Genomic DNA, 14189 nt, shown 5'->3' on the forward strand with positions numbered 1-14189 from the left:
CAGGGCGTGGGATCCCTCCTTCTTTTTCAACAATTAGTTGCGGTCGGGTTGTTTTCCGGTGTGGTGGTTGGGGCCGCCACCCCGCGGGACCCCCCCCGCCCCCTCCTCCGTACGCATCCGACGTACGCATCCGATCAAGGAGTACGCATCACCATGGCCCGTTTCGACGTCAACGCCGCCCGCGCCCAGCGCCAGGAGGGCCGCAGCCGCTCCTGGACCTTCGAGCTGGACGGCGACACCTTCACCCTCCCGACCGAGCTCTCCCGCGCGACCGCGAAGGGCCTGCGCAAGCTCGACGACAACGACGTGGACGGCCTGCTCGCGCTCCTCATGGGCCCGGAGCAGTTCGCCCGCTTCGAGGAGCACGAGGTCACCATGCAGGACATCGCCGCCGTCCTGGAGGCGTACGGCCAGGAGACCGGGCTCGGCCTGGGGGAAGACTGAGCCTCGTCGAGTTCGTCGACGAACACGCCGAGGCCCTTGAGGCGGACCTGATCCGCTACTACGGGACCGACATCCTCGACTGGCACCGGGGCGAGCTGTCCAGCCGGCGGCTGCTGGTGCTGATCAAGCACCTGCCGCGGGAGAGCGCGCTCCAGCGCCAGATCCACGGCGAGGCCGCCGAGTGGTCGGTCACCGACCACCTGCTGGCGGCGGCGGTGGACCACCTGGCCGTGGGTAACTGGATGTTCACCTGCGTCAACAGCGGCGAGGACAGCGATCCGCCGGAGTTCCCGCAGGCGGTACCGCGGCCGGGGTCCCAGGAGGACGAGGCCGCCGACGCCGACGCGGACGGGGAGGACACCGGGACCGGGGCGGCGGACGGGGCGACCGCTCCGCCGGCCGGCGCCGTCTCCCCCGGCGAGCTCGCCCGCTTCTTCGGCTGACCGCCCGCCCGCCCCGCCGGTTGCGCCCTCCCCGAGTCCGTTCCCGTCAGGGGGCGGACTCCGGAGGTGCTTCCTGGGCGCGTTCGGCGGCCAGTTCCTCCTCCAGCGCCTTGGCGCGTTCGGAGAGGCGGCGGGTCCTGCGGGGCTCGGGGTCCCGGCGTTCGCCGGTGGTACCGCCCTGCTGGACGGGGACGGGGGAGAGCGGCGGGACGATCGGCCGGCCGCCCTTGCCCCGGACGACCTTGCGGACGGGCTGCGCGTTGCGCCGGGCGCGGCCCTCCTGGGCCGTGACCAGGGCGTCGGGCGCCGTCGCGTCGGGCGCGGGCTCCTTGCCGTGCTCGGGCTCGGGCTCGGGCTCGTCGCCGTACCCGGTGCCGGGCTCGTCCCCGTACCCGGCGCGGGGCTCCGGCTCCGGCGCGGAGCCCTGGTCGAACAGCTCGCGCTCCCGGCGCACCCGCTTCTCCGCCTCGACGACGGCGGCGGGCGGTTCGAGGAGCCGGGCGAAGGGCAGGGCGATGACCCGGGCGCCGTCCTGCGGCCCGGTGTCCCTGCGGCGCTGCGGCCGTCCGACGCCCCGGCCGTCGCCCTGCCCCTGGGCGTAGGCGTCGGCGACGCGGCGCTCGTACTCCCGCCGGATGCGCGGGAGTTCGTCGGAGACGGCCTCGGCCCAGCCGGAGGTGAAGGCGGTGGTCTCCCTGCGGTCGATCTCGGACCGGGGGATCACGACGAGCTCCTCGGGGGCGTACCCGAGGGCGTGGACGAGTTCGGAGAGCCGTGCGAAGAGGTGCGGGAGATCGGGATGGGAGGCGAGCCAGTCGACCACGCGGTCCCGCCGGTCGGCATCCGGGTCCGTGTCCATGTGTCAGTGCTGCCTTCCAGCCCCCTGGGGTCCCCGCGCGCCCCTCGCGCCCCGTGCCGTCCCGGGGCGGTCGGGCCCGGGAGAGCGCCCTCCAGGTTACCCGGTCGAATTTTCGTTCCGATCACCGCCAACTCGTTCGGGAACCTGACGAGAAGACACACCGTCAGCCCCATCTCGCTCGACAAACCTCGAACAGATGTTCCACACTCTGTTCGCACAGTAGTTCGATAACGTGGTGCCCCCGCGCTCTCCGCACGCACGCGGCGCCGCCACGCACGCACGGGCAAGCAAAGGAAGGCAGGCGTCCATGACTCAGCCGGGCGAGGCATCGCGACCGCACATCCCCCTCCAGGATCGCCTCCGCCGGCTCCTCGACGGACCCGCCGCCCTCGACAAGAGAGCCCTGCTCGGCACCCTGTACGCCGAGGTCTCCCGCCGCGAGACCCTCGCGTACGCCGCCGGCTGGAACGACGCCCTCGCGACGACGCGGCGCGGCACCCGCCGGGACACCGACGCCTAGCCGCAGCGCACGCCCCTGCGCACGAGCCCCTGCCGGGATCCGGCAGGGGCTTTTCGGCGCTTGGCCCGCACGGGCCGGAAGCGGAGCAACCATGGACGCGAAGTACGAACAGCTCGACACGAAGATCTCCGGTCTCCGGGACTACCTCACGAAGAGCGACGAGCCCGGCAAGCTGCCCACCACGACCTGGATGGAGAAGCAGCTCGCTCCGGTCAACAAGCTGATCGCGGACCTCAAGGCGGAACAGGAGAAGGTCGCCGAGGAGGTCACCAAGGCTCCGTGGGAGGAGACCCTGGAGCAGCTCGGCCTCGGCTTCGTGGCCGAGATCATCAAGAAGTTCTCCGAGGCCGGCGTCCTGGCCGCCGTCGGCGCCGCCCTCGTCGCCGTCGGCGGCCTCATCATCCCCGTCCTCCTGACCGCGCTCGGCGCCCTCATCGTCTTCACGATCCAGCAGGCGATCGCCAAGAAGACCGGCGGCACCACGATCGGCCTGCGCCCGGACGGCACCTTCGGCCGGCGGAACATGCAGGACATCGAGAACGAACGGAACGGCATCGCCCCCGGCGGCATCGCCGACCTCCCGGCGGACGCCAACTTCGACGCCCTGCGCACCCAGCTCGAAAAGCTCAACCCGCACCTCGCGAAGTTCAACCTCCACGCCCCCTCCTTCGTCTCGAACTTCCGCAAGATGCCGTCCAAGGGCGCCGAGGCGAAGGCGGAGGTCGTCGAGAAGATCGCCGCGGCGGTCAAGGACGTCGACCACCTGAAGCTGGGGCTGGTCGCGAGCGGCATGGGCAAGATCACCGGCGCCGTGAAGCAGTCGAACCCCCGGAAGACCTCCAAGTTCGCCGAGGCCATCGGCAGGCTGAAGCTCGCCATGAAGGACCTCGACGTCGACAAGGTCCCCAAGATGGCCACCTTCCAGAACGCGGCCGACGCGGCCGGCGAGCTCGCCCGGCACACCGGGACCCTCTCCCGGCACATGGGCGCGTTCGCCTCGGCGGTCCGCGAACTCAACGGCGAGATGACCGGCGGCGGCGCCCCCGCCCCCAGCTGATCTCCACCCACCCCCCGGAAGGAGGAGACCCATGTCCCTCGTCAGAAACCTCAGGAACGCGTCGACCGCCCTCGGCGGCTTCAGGACCCAGGCGTCCGGCGCCGGCGGCTCCGTCAGGAAGGTCGGTGACGCCGGGCGGTCCGCGTCCGGCCAGCTCAGGACGCTGCGTACGAACGCCCAGGGCGCCGGCACCCAGCTGAAGAACCTCAAGACCGCGTCCGACCAGGCCGAACGCGCCATGAAGAAGGCCGGCGACACCGCCCAGTCCGCCGGCGGCAAGCTCGGCAGATACGAATCCGGCGCCGGCAAGGCCGCCAAGGGCCAGGACAGGCTCAACACGTCCATGAAGGGCAACTTCCTGGTCCGCCTGCTCGAACTCTTCATGCCGCTCATCGAGGCCATCGTCGACATGGCGCTGCGCTCGAAGACGATGCAGACGGTCCTGAAGAAGGCGTTCAGCGCCGTCAAGAGCGTCATCAGCTCCGTCATGAAGGCCGTCGGGCCGATCATGAAGAAGGCCGGCAGCCTCATCAAGACGGTCTGGAACGGCATCAAGAAGGCCGTCTCCAGCGTCGTCAAGGCCGTCGCCACCGTCATCAAGACCTACGTGAAGATCTGGAAGACGGTCATCACCACGGTCATGAAGGCGATCAAGAGCGTCATCAGCACCGTCTGGAACGGCATCAAGCGCGTCATCACCCCGGTGGTGAACTGGATCAAGAGCGCGATCCCCAAGGCGTTCAGCGCCGTCAAGGAGAAGATGTCGTCCATCTGGAACGGCCTCAAGGGCATCGCGTCCCGCGCCTTCGACGGCATCAAGAGCGGCGTCAAGGGCCCGGTCAACGCCGTCATCGGCCTGATCAACTCCATGATCCGCGCCATCAACCGCGTCAAGGTCTCCGTCCCCGGCTGGGTCCCCGTCGTCGGCGGCAAGACCTTCGGCGTCAACATCCCGACCATCCCGATGCTCGCCACCGGCGGTGTCGTGATGCCCCGCTCCGGCGGCGTCCCCGCCATCCTCGCCGAGGCCGGCGAGGCCGAGGCCGTCCTGCCGCTCTCCAAGCTCGACCGGCTCCTCGCCCTCACCGCCCGCCGCGCCCGCCAGGCCCAGGGCCCGAGCGCCGCGGCCGGCACCGGGCTGCACATCGAGCACTATCACGCGGCCCGCGGCAGCGACCCGCACGCCACCGCCGACGCCCTCATGTACCTGGTGAAGGCGCGTGGAGCCCGGGCATGAGTGCCGCGCTCGCCGTGCCCCGCGTCGTGATGCCCTCCTTCCGGGCGGTCATCGGCCCGATGGGCGGACTCCGGCAGGGTGCCGCCGGGGCGACCGGGGCGGTGCGGAACCTCCGCCAGGCCGTCCAGCGGGCCTCCTCCGGGGTCGGCGCCCTCGTCACCGCCGCCCGTGACGCCGGCACCGCCGCCCGCGTCCTCGGCCAGAACTCCGCCGGCACCGGCACCGCCCTCGCCACGCTCCGCCGCTCCCCCGCCGCCACCCGCCTCAAGCGGGTCGCCACCGCCGCCGGCAAGGCCCGCCGGGCCGCGGGGCGGATCGGCACCGGGGCCGGCGCGGTCCTCGGACTCCTCCTGCCGCTGCTGCCCGTCGCCGATGTCGTCACCGGCCTCATGGGCACCTTCGGCACCTTCATGACCGTCGCCTCGGTCGCCATGACAGGCGTCAACGTCGCCATGCGGGCCAACCCGCTCGGCTTCCTCGTCGGCCTGATCGTGCCCATCGCCGCGTACCTCGTCGAACTCGCCGTCAACTCCGAGACCGGGCAGCGGATCGTCCGCCAGGTCCTCCAGCAGGCGCTCAGGACCGTCCAGTCCGTCTGGAACTTCCTCAGCCCCTTCATGAAGGCGCTCGGGAAGGCCGTCGGGACCTACGCCAAGGCGTACCTGACCGTCTTCACGACCGCGCTGAAGATCGTCGGCTCGGCCATCGGCGGGATCTCCCGGATCGGCTCCGCCGTGCGCTCCGCGAGCAACGCCCTGAGCGGCATCGCCTCCCGCACCCTCGGCGGCCTCAAGAGCGCCGTCCAGCCCGTCGTCCGCTGGATCACCGACAAGATCCCCGGCTTCTTCCGCACCGCGAAGGACGCCGTCGCCAAGGCCCTGAACGGCATCGGCGACCTCGTCCAGGGCGGCCTCAGCGCCGTCCTCGGCGTGATCAAGGGGCCGATCAACGGCCTGATCGCCTTCGCCAACTGGATCATCGACGGGCTCAACGAGCTGAGCTTCGAGATCCCGCTCACCGGCAAGAAGTTCGGCGTCACGCTCGACAGGATCCCGATGCTCGCCGAGGGCGGCATCGTCGCGCCCCCCGAGGCCGGCGAGTACCGCATCGACGCGCTGGACGAGCTGGAGCGCCGGCGCGTCCCGGCGCTCACCGAGCCGTCCCCGCGCCCGCTCCGCGTCCGGGAGTTCCGCGAGGAGCCGGGCGCCGGCCCCCGGGCCGCGGCGGAGGACCTGCTCTTCCTCCTCACCGCCCACGCCCGCGCCGGCGCCGAGCAGCCGGTCCTGACCTGACGACCCCGCCCACCCCCGAAGTGAGGTGACGGCCCCATGGCCGAGACCACGACCCCGTACGCCGCAAGCAACCCCCTCGCCGACCTCGCGCCCGGCTCCCTCATCACCCAGGACGGGCAGATGCAGTGGGCCGGGCTGCTCATCGGCCCCGGCACCCCCTTCGCCGTCGACAAGTCCGGCCTGACCGGCTGGGAGGACCTGCCCGAGTACGACTCCTCCGACGCCGACCGTCCGACCTCCCACGGCGCCTGGCCCGGCTCCCGCTACGCCAAGCCCCGCAGGACCGGCGGCACCATCGTCCTGATGCCCGGGCACGGCGGCGCCCCCACCGCCGTCCGGGCCCTGCGGCAGGCGCTGGCCCTGCTCGACGAGGAGCGCTGGCTCGCCGTCCGGCTGCACGGCGAGACCCTCGCCGTGCGCGCCCGGATCGCCCAGCGCGTCGTCCCCGCCGACCAGGGCTTCGCCACCCAGGGCAGCTCCCGCATGTCCGTCCAGTGGCTGGCCGCCGACCCGCGCCGGTACGTGGTCAACGAGCAGATCGCCACGACCGTCCCGCCGCAGCCGGAGGCGGGCATCACCTGGCCGCTGACCTGGCCGCTCAACTGGGGCGAGGCCAAGAGCACCGGCGACGCCGTCGTCGAGAACACCGGCTCCGCCCCCTCCCACCCGGTGATCGTCTTCCGCGGCCCCTGCTCGATGCCGAGCGTCACCGAGCGGATCAGCCGCCGCCGGCTGCGGTACGCGATCGACCTGGCCGCCGGCGACGAGCTCACCGTCGACACCCGCGCGGGCACCGTGATGCTCAACAACTCCGCCTCCCGGCTGCACACGGCGATGGCCGACTCCACCCCGGAGGAGCTCTTCGTCCTGGAGCCCGGCCGCACCGACCTGTCCTTCCGGCCCGAAGAGGGCACGGAGCAGGCCCTGATGACCGTCCGCTGGCGCAGCGCCGAGTGGTGACGGCCGTGTGACCCCCGGCCGCCGCGCGCCGCCGCCCGGCGGCCGTACCCCTTCCCTCCCCTACCCCGAGGTGACCCCATGACCGTACGAGCCGCCTGGCTCCACTCCGACGGGCAGACCCGCGAGGACACCCGCATCACCCTCGCCGCCCTCCTCACCCCCAGCGGCCAGAGCGCCGAAGAGACCCCGCTCCGCTCCCGGGCCGGCATCGTGCCGGGCGGGTTCGTGCTCACCGGCAGCGCGCCCATGCAGGCCACGATCGGCACCGGCCGCGCGATCGTCCAGGGCAAGGACACCGCCCAGGGGGCGTACCTCGTCGCCGTCACCGCGCCGGAGAGCCTGACGCTGGAGGACGGCCACGCCCAGTACGACCGGATCGACCTGATCGAGCTGGCCGTCGTCGACGACGCCTACGACCGGACCGGCGAGACCACCGCCGTCGTCCGCCTGGTCAAGGGCGAGCCGGACGCCTCCCCGACCGCCCCCGCGAGCGGCCACGGCAGCGTGCTCCCGCTGTACACGGTCAAGGTGCCGAAGGGCACCTCGGCCGGCACCGGCGGCATCACCTGGAACGGCGCCGGCTCGGCCGTCACCACCCAGCACTGGCCGGCCGTCGCCCTCGGCGGGATCATGCCCACCAGCGGATACAAGGGCGCGTACGCCGGCCAGTACCGGGACACCTCCGGGCTGCTCCAGCGCTGGGACGGCACCACCTGGGTCTCGTACCCGAAGGCGATCGGCGGGATCGCGCCGGTCGGCACCGCCGACGGCGCCTACACGGGACAGTTCCGGGACACCGGCGGCGGCCTCCAGCGCTGGGACGGCACCGCCTGGCAGTACGTCGAGGGCGCCTCCACCGTCCTGTTCGGGGCGACCCAGTGGTCGACCGCCCAGCAGCAGACGCTCGCGGCCAACACCTGGACCCCGATCAGCCTGCCCACCGTCGAGGTCGACGACGCCAAGGCATGGAACGGCCTCACCTACACCGTCCCGCGCACCGGCTGGTGGCGGCTCAACGGCCACGTCACCTACGCCAACGACAGCCAGACCGGCATGCGCGGCGGCCGGATCACCATCAACGGCGGCAACCACCCCCGGGTGACCTGGCTCGGCCCCGCGGGCAACGGCGCCGTCTGCGTCGGCGGCAGCGCGCTCATCCGGCTGGTCACGGGCGACACGCTCCAGCTCTCCGGCTACCACACCCACACCGCCTCCGTCCGCACGCTCGGCGGCTCCGGCTACGGCTGCACGCTCGCGGCCCAGTGGATCCGGTCCTGACCCCCACCGCCACCGCCCCGACTCCCGACAGGAGAACCCCGTGAACCTGCGCAGCAGCTGGACCGTCGAGACCGGCCAGACCCGCGAGGACACCCGCCTCACCCAGACCGGCGTCACCACCCTCGCCAACCCCGTCCAGGTCCGCTCCGGCGTCCTGCCCGGCTCCTACGACGGCCAGTACCGGCTCGCCGCCTTCTGGACCTTCGGCTCCGCCCCGATGACCGCGACCGTCTCCGAGGGCCGGGCCGTCATCCAGGGCGAGATCTCCCAGGGCGCCTACCCGGTGACCCTGCCCAACGCCGAGACGCTCACCTTCGCGCCCGGCAACGCCCAGTACGGCCGCATCGACCTGATCGTCCTGAAGATCTACGACGGCCTGTACGACGACAACCAGCGGTACGAGGCGAAGCTGGAGATCATCCAGGGCGCCCCCGAGGCCACCCCGCAGGTCCCGCCCGTCCCGGAGCGCTGCCTCCCGCTGTACGAGGTCCTCGTCCCGGCCGGCGCCAGCGCGGGCAACGGCGGCATCCCGTGGGACACCTCCCTCACGGACCTGCGCACCCCGGTCGTCGCCCTCGGCGGCATCCTCCCCGTCGAGGGCCAGGTCCACCCGGGCGCCTACCCGGGCCAGTACCAGGACGCCGGCGGCGCGCTCCAGCGCTGGGACGGCGGGGCGTGGGTGCCGTACTCCTCCGCGACCGGCGGCATCATCCCGGCCTCCGCCGCCGGCACGCCCGCCAGCTACACCGGCCAGTACCGGGACACCGCCGACGGGGTGCTCCAGCGGTGGAACGGCACGGCCTGGCGGCCCGCCCACCCGGGCCCGTACTTCAGCGGCTCCAACGACGACGGGTACACCACGTCGACGACGTTCACGCCGACGCTCGTGGACTCCGCCGCCGCGGTCGCCGTCAGCTTCACCGGGCCGGCCTCCGGCGCGATCCTGATCAACTACGGCGCGCGGATGTGGTCCTCGTCGGCCACCCACGCCGTCAGCATGGGCATGCGGCTCACCAACGTCGACGGCGGGGCCGGCATCACGGAGAGCGACATCTTCACCGTCGTCCACACGGGGACCTCGCCGGCCTCGGCCGCCTCCTTCACCCGCTTCTTCGGCCTGACGCCGGGCGCCAACTACAAGCTGACCGCCATGTACAAGGTCGCCGCCAACACCACCCAGGTGAAGGGCTACTTCAACACCAGCTTCCTCGCGGTCCACCCCCAGAACTGACCGGCCCGCACCCGAGAGGAGCTCCCCATGCCCATCCGTCCCGGCTGGCTGACGCCCACGGGCCAGACCCGCCAGACGACCCGCACGACCGCCCTCGGGGCCGGCACCCCGGCCGGCGCCCTCACCTCGCGGTCCGGCATCCTGCCGGGCTCGGCCGACGGGACCTACCGGGTCAGCGGCCTGTCGATGACGAGCGGCGGCCCGATGACCGCCACCGTCCACGCGGGCCGGGCCGTCGTCCAGGGCCGGCCCGAGCAGGGCGCGTACCCGGTCGCCCTCGACGGGGACACCGTTCTCACCTTCGGCGACGGCGACCCGCTCCACCCGCGGATCGACCTCGTCGTCCTGCGCGTGTACGACGACGAGTTCGACAGCCTCACCCGCCACGAGGCCGTCCTGGAGGTGCTCGCCGGCCGGGCCGAGGCCGATCCGGTCGCCCCGCCCGTCCCCGCCGCCTCGCTGCCGCTCTTCACCGTCCGGGTCAAGGCCGGTTCCTCGGCCGGCACCGGCGGCATCGACTGGGCCGGGGCCCTGACCGACCTGCGCACCACGATCGCCTCGGTCGGCGGCATCCTGCCCGTCCACAACAACGCCGGGGCGCCCGGCGCCTACCCCGGCCAGTACCAGGACAACGACGTCGCCCACCACCTCCAGCGGTGGAGCGGCGCGGGCTGGGTCGCGTACCCCAAGGAGATCGGCGGCATCGCCCCCCAGGGGGCGCTCACCGTCGGCGGCTACCCCGGCCAGTACCGCGAGCACAACGGGGTCCTCCAGCGGTGGAACGGCACCGGCTGGGCCGCCTACCAGCCGCCGGTGGAGTCCGAGAGCCCCACCACCGGAGCGGCCGCGCTCGCCGGCTGGGCCGTCACCTCCTACGAGGCCCGCCGCACCCGCGGCGGCGTGTGCAGCATGGCGGTCGTCCTCAACCGCACCGGCCCCCAGATCGACGCCGGCAGCGCCGGCAACATCGTCGACGAACCCCTGTGCACGCTGCCCGCCGGCTGGCGCCCCGCCGTCGGCATGGACACGACGGCCTCCGACGGCTACGGCGGCGGCACCGCCTGGCTCTCCACCGGCGGTCAGGTCACCCTGCGCACCTGGGTCTCGAACGGCTCGCTCGTCAACGGCCACAACCTCCGCGTCAGCGCCACCTACATCCTCCCGTGAGGTCAGCATGAGTCTCGACACGCCCTACCGGGCCATCTTCTGCGACCTGGTGACCGACCAGACCCTCGACATCCTCCCCCTGCGGGACGTCTCCTTCGAGGACTACATCGGCCGCGCGGGGTCGCTCTCCGGCACCGTCCCCGTTCCCGACCGCGCGATGGCCGACCGGGCCCACCAGATCAAGCCGGGCCGGACCACCGTCTACCTGGAGCGCGGCGGCTTCCTCTGGTGGGGCGGCATCGTCTGGACGACCAACCTCCAGGGCAGCGACCGGGGTGTGGTGACCCTCGGCATCCAGGCCGCCACCTTCGACTCGTACGCCTCCCGGCGACGCATCCGCACCGACGCGCTCAAGTTCTCCCAGACCGAGCAGTTCGGGATCGTCCGCCGCATCTGGCAGGAGCTCGGCGCCGGCCTCGGCCTCAGCGCGATCGAACCCGGCGACGACGTGCCCTCGGAGCCGGTGCTGCGCACCGCGTCCTGGCGGCTCGGCGACGAGACCGTCTACCAGGAGGCGCTCGACCAGCTCGGGGCGTACGCGGACGGGGTCGAGTACCAGATCCTCGTCTACCGCGACCCCGGCGACGGGCGGCGCGTGCGCCGGCTCCGGCTCGGCTCGCCCCGGATCCGCACCGGCGCCACGGACATGGTCTTCGACCGCCCCGGCACCATCCTCAGCTACTCGCTCCCGGACGACGCCACCCGCGGCGGCACCACCTCGCTCGCCCGCGGCGCCTCCACCAACGCCAACGCCGCCGCCGAGTCCCGGCCGAGCCTGTCGGCCGAGATCCCCGCGACGGGCCTGCCCGACCGCTGGCCCCAGCTGGACCTGTCCACGGACTACAACGACATCAGCGACCGGGCCACGCTCGACGCGCTGGCCACGGCCGTCCTGAAGGAGGCCCAGGGCTCGGTGCTGATCCCCGAGATCAGCATCCGGCTCTCCGAGGTCGTCCCCTCGGCGCTCCTCGGCCGCACCGCCCGCGTCCGGATCACCGACGAATGGCATCCGGCGGGCGCCGACACCCGCTACCGGATCGTCGGCGTGAAGGTCAGGCCGGCCGAACGGGGCCGCCCCGACACCGCCGAACTCGCCCTGGAGGAAGCCTGATGGCACTGCTGCCCGAGGACATCATCGACCGGCTGATCCAGATGGAGCGCCGGATCAACGCCCTGTCCACGGCGGTGAACACCCGCCCGCCGCTGACCGAGATCACCAACGGCTCGCTCGCCCTGAAGCGGCAGACCGGGCCGGAGGACCCGCCCGTCCTCGTCGCCCAGCTCACCACCCCCGGCCCGGGCGGCAGCAAGCCCGTGCTGCGGGTGAACGACGCCTACGGCCACGAGGTCCTCTCCGACGACATCGTCACCGGCGGCCTCGCCCGGCCCTGGCTGCCGATGCTGCCGCCGCAGGACATGGCCTCGGCGAACTGGCCGGCGACCTCCGCCACCACCTGGACCACCATCGCGCAGTCGCAGAACCCCATCTGGCAGCCGAAGATGCGGCTGCGGATGTACACCCGGGTCTCCTCCGGGGCCGCCGGGCAGATCCGGGTCATGGTCGGCGGAGTCCCGTTCGGCCCGACCGTCACCGCCGGCGGCGTCTTCGACCACACCGACCTGGTCACCACCACCATGCAGGCCGACTTCGGCAAGGACCTGAACGTGGAGATCCACGCCATGGTCACCAGCACCACCGGCACCGTCTACGCCAAGCCGGTGCTGATGCACGGCCGCCAGACCTGACCGACCCGTCCGTGAGGACCCGAGAGGAGCACCCATGATCCCCGACCCCGCCCAGCCCTGGGGCGTCGAGATCGACTACGCGGGCCGCGGCACCGTCGCCGAGAACGGCCACACCGTCGGCCTGCGCCTGTACGACAACACCCTCGGCGGCCCCCTGGAGCTCGACCCGATCACGGGCGAGTACCCGGCCGTGTACGTCACCGCCCAGGTCGCCGAGAGCGGTACGGCCGGCGCCCAGCTGCGCGGCCACGGCCTCGCCATGGTCCAGCCGGTGAACGGCCGCCCCGCCGTGCCCGACCCGGCCGCGGTCGTCCGGGCCGTCACGGCCGCGCTGGCCGACTTCGAGACCCGCCGGGCCGCCTTCGCCGCCCTCTGCGCCGCCTGGGCCCCGGCCCCTCCGGCCCCCGAGCCGGAACCGGAGCCGGAGCCCGTCCCGTAGCCCCGCCGCCCCCGTCGGCGCTCCCCGTCCCACCCGCCCCGAGCCGCCGCCGGCCGGGGTTTTCGCACGTCAGGAGGACAACAGTTGGCCACTCCCCTGTCCGCGGACCGGCTCCTCGCCGCGCTCCGCGCCGAAGGCGTCACCGTCGTCGAGCACCCCGGCTGGCGCACCCACGACCGCAATCACGCCGGCGCCTGGGGCCCCGTCGCCGGCGTCATGATCCACCACACCGTGTCCAGCGGCACCACGTCCTCCGTCGCGCTGTGCTCCGACGGCTACCAGGGCCTCCCCGGCCCGCTCTGCCACGGCGTGATCGCCAAGGACGGCACGGTCCACCTGGTCTCCGCCGGACGCGCCAACCACGCCGGCGGCGGCGACCCGTCCGTCCTGCGCGCCGTCGTCACCGAGGCGTACGGCGACCGGCCGCCCGTCCCGCGCGCGCACCAGGGCAGCCCCGGCGCCGTGGACGGAAACTCCCGCTTCTACGGCTTCGAATGCGTCAACCTCGGCAACGGCACCGACCCCTGGCCGGCCGCCCAGCTCGACGCGATCGAACGCGTCTCCGCCGCCCTCTGCCGGGCCCACGGCTGGGGCGCGAAGTCCGTCATCGGCCACCTGGAGTGGTCCGACTGGAAGAGCGACCCCAAGGGCTTCGGCATGCCGGGCCTGCGCGACCGGGTGCAGAAGCGGCTCGGCTCCGCCCCCGCCGGCGGGCCCCCGGCCCCGGCGGAGCCCGCCACCCCGAAGCACCACCCCTTCCCCGGCACCTCGTTCTTCCGGAGCGGCCCCAGCTCCCCCGTGGTGACCGCGATGGGCCGCCGGCTGATGGCCGAGGGCTGCGGCCACTACCAGGTGGGTCCGGGCCCCCGCTGGTCCGAGGCGGACCGCCGGTCGTACGCCGCGTGGCAGCGGAAGCTCGGTTTCCGCGGCGCCGACGCCGACGGCTGGCCCGGCGCGGCCTCCTGGAACGCGCTGAAGGTCCCGTACACGACGTAAGGAGAGACCCCCCATGTCCGAAGCCGCGAAGCGCACGGCCCGCACCGTGCTGCAGACCGCCGTCGCCCTCGCCCTGGTCCTGCCGGCGCTCGTCGACGCCTCCGGCCTCCCCGCCACCCTGCCCTGGGTTGCCGGCGCGCTCGCCGTCGCGGGCGCCCTCACCCGGGCCATGGCGGTCCCCGCCGTCCAGCTCCTGCTGCCCCCGTGGCTGCGGACGGAACCGGGCGGTGCCGATGACCGAGGCTGATCCGAACGACCCGGTCGCGGTGGCGCTCGAACTGGAGCGTCTCCGCGGCACCCTCGAAGCCGGCTTCGCCCGCGTCGACGGCTCGCTCGCCCTGCTGGTGCAGCGCAGCGACCAGACCGACAAGCAGCTCGCCGACCACGAGGCCCGGCTCGACGACCTGGAGCGGGCCCGCTGGCCGCTCGCCTCCATCGCCGCGCTGACCGCGGGCGCGGGGGTGCTCGTCGCGCTCTGGGAGCTGGCCGGCCGCTGACGGCCGGGGAAAAGCCCGAAGGG

17 protein-coding genes are annotated in these 14189 nt (G+C 73.2%); 16 read left to right on the forward strand and 1 reads right to left on the reverse strand.

Annotation, left to right across the window (positions count from 1 at the left end; translation table 11 throughout):
* The first annotated feature begins 153 nt into the window (after positions 1 to 153).
* Together ACFVU3_RS23400 and ACFVU3_RS23405 are read left to right on the forward strand one after the other, a co-directional pair.
* A complete protein-coding gene (locus ACFVU3_RS23400; protein WP_390068937.1) occupies positions 154 to 444 on the forward strand; it encodes a hypothetical protein in 291 nt (96 codons plus the stop codon).
* Positions 445 to 557: 113 nt separating this feature from the next.
* Positions 558 to 887, forward strand: coding sequence for a hypothetical protein (locus ACFVU3_RS23405; RefSeq protein ID WP_390069059.1), 330 nt, complete (start codon positions 558 to 560; stop codon positions 885 to 887).
* Positions 888 to 933: 46 nt separating this feature from the next.
* Here ACFVU3_RS23405 and ACFVU3_RS23410 read toward each other — a convergent pair whose 3' ends face one another.
* Complete coding sequence (locus ACFVU3_RS23410) at positions 934 to 1746, reverse strand: hypothetical protein (protein ID WP_390068939.1); 813 nt, start codon at positions 1744 to 1746, stop codon at positions 934 to 936.
* Between the two features lie 307 nt (positions 1747 to 2053).
* On the opposite strand from ACFVU3_RS23410, the gene ACFVU3_RS23415 reads away from it, so the two are divergent.
* The 14 genes from ACFVU3_RS23415 to ACFVU3_RS23480 all read left to right on the forward strand — a co-directional run bounded on the left by ACFVU3_RS23415 (position 2054) and on the right by ACFVU3_RS23480 (position 14166).
* Positions 2054 to 2266: a hypothetical protein gene (locus tag ACFVU3_RS23415; RefSeq protein ID WP_390068941.1), complete on the forward strand. Its 213-nt coding sequence runs from the start codon at positions 2054 to 2056 to the stop codon at positions 2264 to 2266.
* A 91-nt stretch (positions 2267 to 2357) separates the two neighbouring features.
* Entirely contained in the window at positions 2358 to 3323 is a 966-nt protein-coding gene (locus tag ACFVU3_RS23420; protein ID WP_390068942.1) for a hypothetical protein, read from the forward strand.
* A 31-nt stretch (positions 3324 to 3354) separates the two neighbouring features.
* Positions 3355 to 4560, forward strand: a complete 1206-nt coding sequence (locus tag ACFVU3_RS23425; protein ID WP_390068944.1) for a phage tail protein — start codon at positions 3355 to 3357, stop codon at positions 4558 to 4560.
* Positions 4557 to 5852 (forward strand): tape-measure protein, encoded by a 1296-nt coding sequence (locus ACFVU3_RS23430; protein ID WP_390068946.1) that lies wholly within the window; start codon positions 4557 to 4559, stop codon positions 5850 to 5852. The genes ACFVU3_RS23425 and ACFVU3_RS23430 overlap by 4 nt, the downstream gene beginning before the upstream one ends.
* 36 nt (positions 5853 to 5888) lie before the next feature.
* Positions 5889 to 6812: a phage distal tail protein gene (locus tag ACFVU3_RS23435; RefSeq protein ID WP_390068948.1), complete on the forward strand. Its 924-nt coding sequence runs from the start codon at positions 5889 to 5891 to the stop codon at positions 6810 to 6812.
* Positions 6813 to 6890: 78 nt separating this feature from the next.
* Positions 6891 to 8090 carry a hypothetical protein gene (locus ACFVU3_RS23440; protein ID WP_390068950.1) on the forward strand — a complete coding sequence of 400 codons (1200 nt, stop codon included), beginning with the start codon at positions 6891 to 6893 and terminating at the stop codon, positions 8088 to 8090.
* A 40-nt stretch (positions 8091 to 8130) separates the two neighbouring features.
* Positions 8131 to 9321: a hypothetical protein gene (locus ACFVU3_RS23445; RefSeq protein WP_390068953.1), complete on the forward strand. Its 1191-nt coding sequence runs from the start codon at positions 8131 to 8133 to the stop codon at positions 9319 to 9321.
* A gap of 27 nt (positions 9322 to 9348) precedes the next feature.
* Positions 9349 to 10488 (forward strand): hypothetical protein, encoded by a 1140-nt coding sequence (locus tag ACFVU3_RS23450; protein ID WP_390068955.1) that lies wholly within the window; start codon positions 9349 to 9351, stop codon positions 10486 to 10488.
* A gap of 7 nt (positions 10489 to 10495) precedes the next feature.
* Complete coding sequence (locus ACFVU3_RS23455) at positions 10496 to 11599, forward strand: hypothetical protein (RefSeq protein WP_390068957.1); 1104 nt, start codon at positions 10496 to 10498, stop codon at positions 11597 to 11599.
* Complete coding sequence (locus tag ACFVU3_RS23460) at positions 11599 to 12234, forward strand: hypothetical protein (protein WP_390068958.1); 636 nt, start codon at positions 11599 to 11601, stop codon at positions 12232 to 12234. Before ACFVU3_RS23455 ends, ACFVU3_RS23460 begins: the two co-directional genes overlap by 1 nt.
* A gap of 34 nt (positions 12235 to 12268) precedes the next feature.
* A complete protein-coding gene (locus ACFVU3_RS23465) occupies positions 12269 to 12673 on the forward strand; it encodes an ATP-binding protein (protein WP_390068960.1) in 405 nt (134 codons plus the stop codon).
* A gap of 84 nt (positions 12674 to 12757) precedes the next feature.
* On the forward strand, positions 12758 to 13669 hold the full coding sequence (locus ACFVU3_RS23470) for a peptidoglycan-binding protein (protein WP_390068962.1): 912 nt from the start codon (positions 12758 to 12760) through the stop codon (positions 13667 to 13669).
* 13 nt (positions 13670 to 13682) lie between these two features.
* Positions 13683 to 13916 carry a hypothetical protein gene (locus ACFVU3_RS23475; protein WP_390068964.1) on the forward strand — a complete coding sequence of 78 codons (234 nt, stop codon included), beginning with the start codon at positions 13683 to 13685 and terminating at the stop codon, positions 13914 to 13916.
* A complete protein-coding gene (locus tag ACFVU3_RS23480) occupies positions 13903 to 14166 on the forward strand; it encodes a hypothetical protein (protein ID WP_360601179.1) in 264 nt (87 codons plus the stop codon). Before ACFVU3_RS23475 ends, ACFVU3_RS23480 begins: the two co-directional genes overlap by 14 nt.
* Positions 14167 to 14189: the final 23 nt, after the last annotated feature.

This window comes from Streptomyces sp. NPDC058052, from assembly GCF_042885515.1.
In the GTDB taxonomy this organism is placed as follows: domain Bacteria; phylum Actinomycetota; class Actinomycetes; order Streptomycetales; family Streptomycetaceae; genus Streptomyces.

Bases quoted from the DNA above. Each gene is read 5' to 3' on its own strand.
- ACFVU3_RS23400 (WP_390068937.1), top strand. From the start codon at position 154: ATGGCCCGTTTCGACGTCAACGCCGCCCGCGCCCAGCGCCAGGAGGGC.
- ACFVU3_RS23410 (WP_390068939.1), bottom strand. From the start codon at position 1,746: ATGGACACGGACCCGGATGCCGACCGGCGGGACCGCGTGGTCGACTGG.
- ACFVU3_RS23415 (WP_390068941.1), top strand. From the start codon at position 2,054: ATGACTCAGCCGGGCGAGGCATCGCGACCGCACATCCCCCTCCAGGAT.
- ACFVU3_RS23420 (WP_390068942.1), top strand. From the start codon at position 2,358: ATGGACGCGAAGTACGAACAGCTCGACACGAAGATCTCCGGTCTCCGG.
- ACFVU3_RS23425 (WP_390068944.1), top strand. From the start codon at position 3,355: ATGTCCCTCGTCAGAAACCTCAGGAACGCGTCGACCGCCCTCGGCGGC.
- ACFVU3_RS23430 (WP_390068946.1), top strand. From the start codon at position 4,557: ATGAGTGCCGCGCTCGCCGTGCCCCGCGTCGTGATGCCCTCCTTCCGG.
- ACFVU3_RS23435 (WP_390068948.1), top strand. From the start codon at position 5,889: ATGGCCGAGACCACGACCCCGTACGCCGCAAGCAACCCCCTCGCCGAC.
- ACFVU3_RS23440 (WP_390068950.1), top strand. From the start codon at position 6,891: ATGACCGTACGAGCCGCCTGGCTCCACTCCGACGGGCAGACCCGCGAG.
- ACFVU3_RS23450 (WP_390068955.1), top strand. From the start codon at position 9,349: ATGCCCATCCGTCCCGGCTGGCTGACGCCCACGGGCCAGACCCGCCAG.
- ACFVU3_RS23455 (WP_390068957.1), top strand. From the start codon at position 10,496: ATGAGTCTCGACACGCCCTACCGGGCCATCTTCTGCGACCTGGTGACC.
- ACFVU3_RS23460 (WP_390068958.1), top strand. From the start codon at position 11,599: ATGGCACTGCTGCCCGAGGACATCATCGACCGGCTGATCCAGATGGAG.
- ACFVU3_RS23465 (WP_390068960.1), top strand. From the start codon at position 12,269: ATGATCCCCGACCCCGCCCAGCCCTGGGGCGTCGAGATCGACTACGCG.
- ACFVU3_RS23475 (WP_390068964.1), top strand. From the start codon at position 13,683: ATGTCCGAAGCCGCGAAGCGCACGGCCCGCACCGTGCTGCAGACCGCC.
- ACFVU3_RS23480 (WP_360601179.1), top strand. From the start codon at position 13,903: ATGACCGAGGCTGATCCGAACGACCCGGTCGCGGTGGCGCTCGAACTG.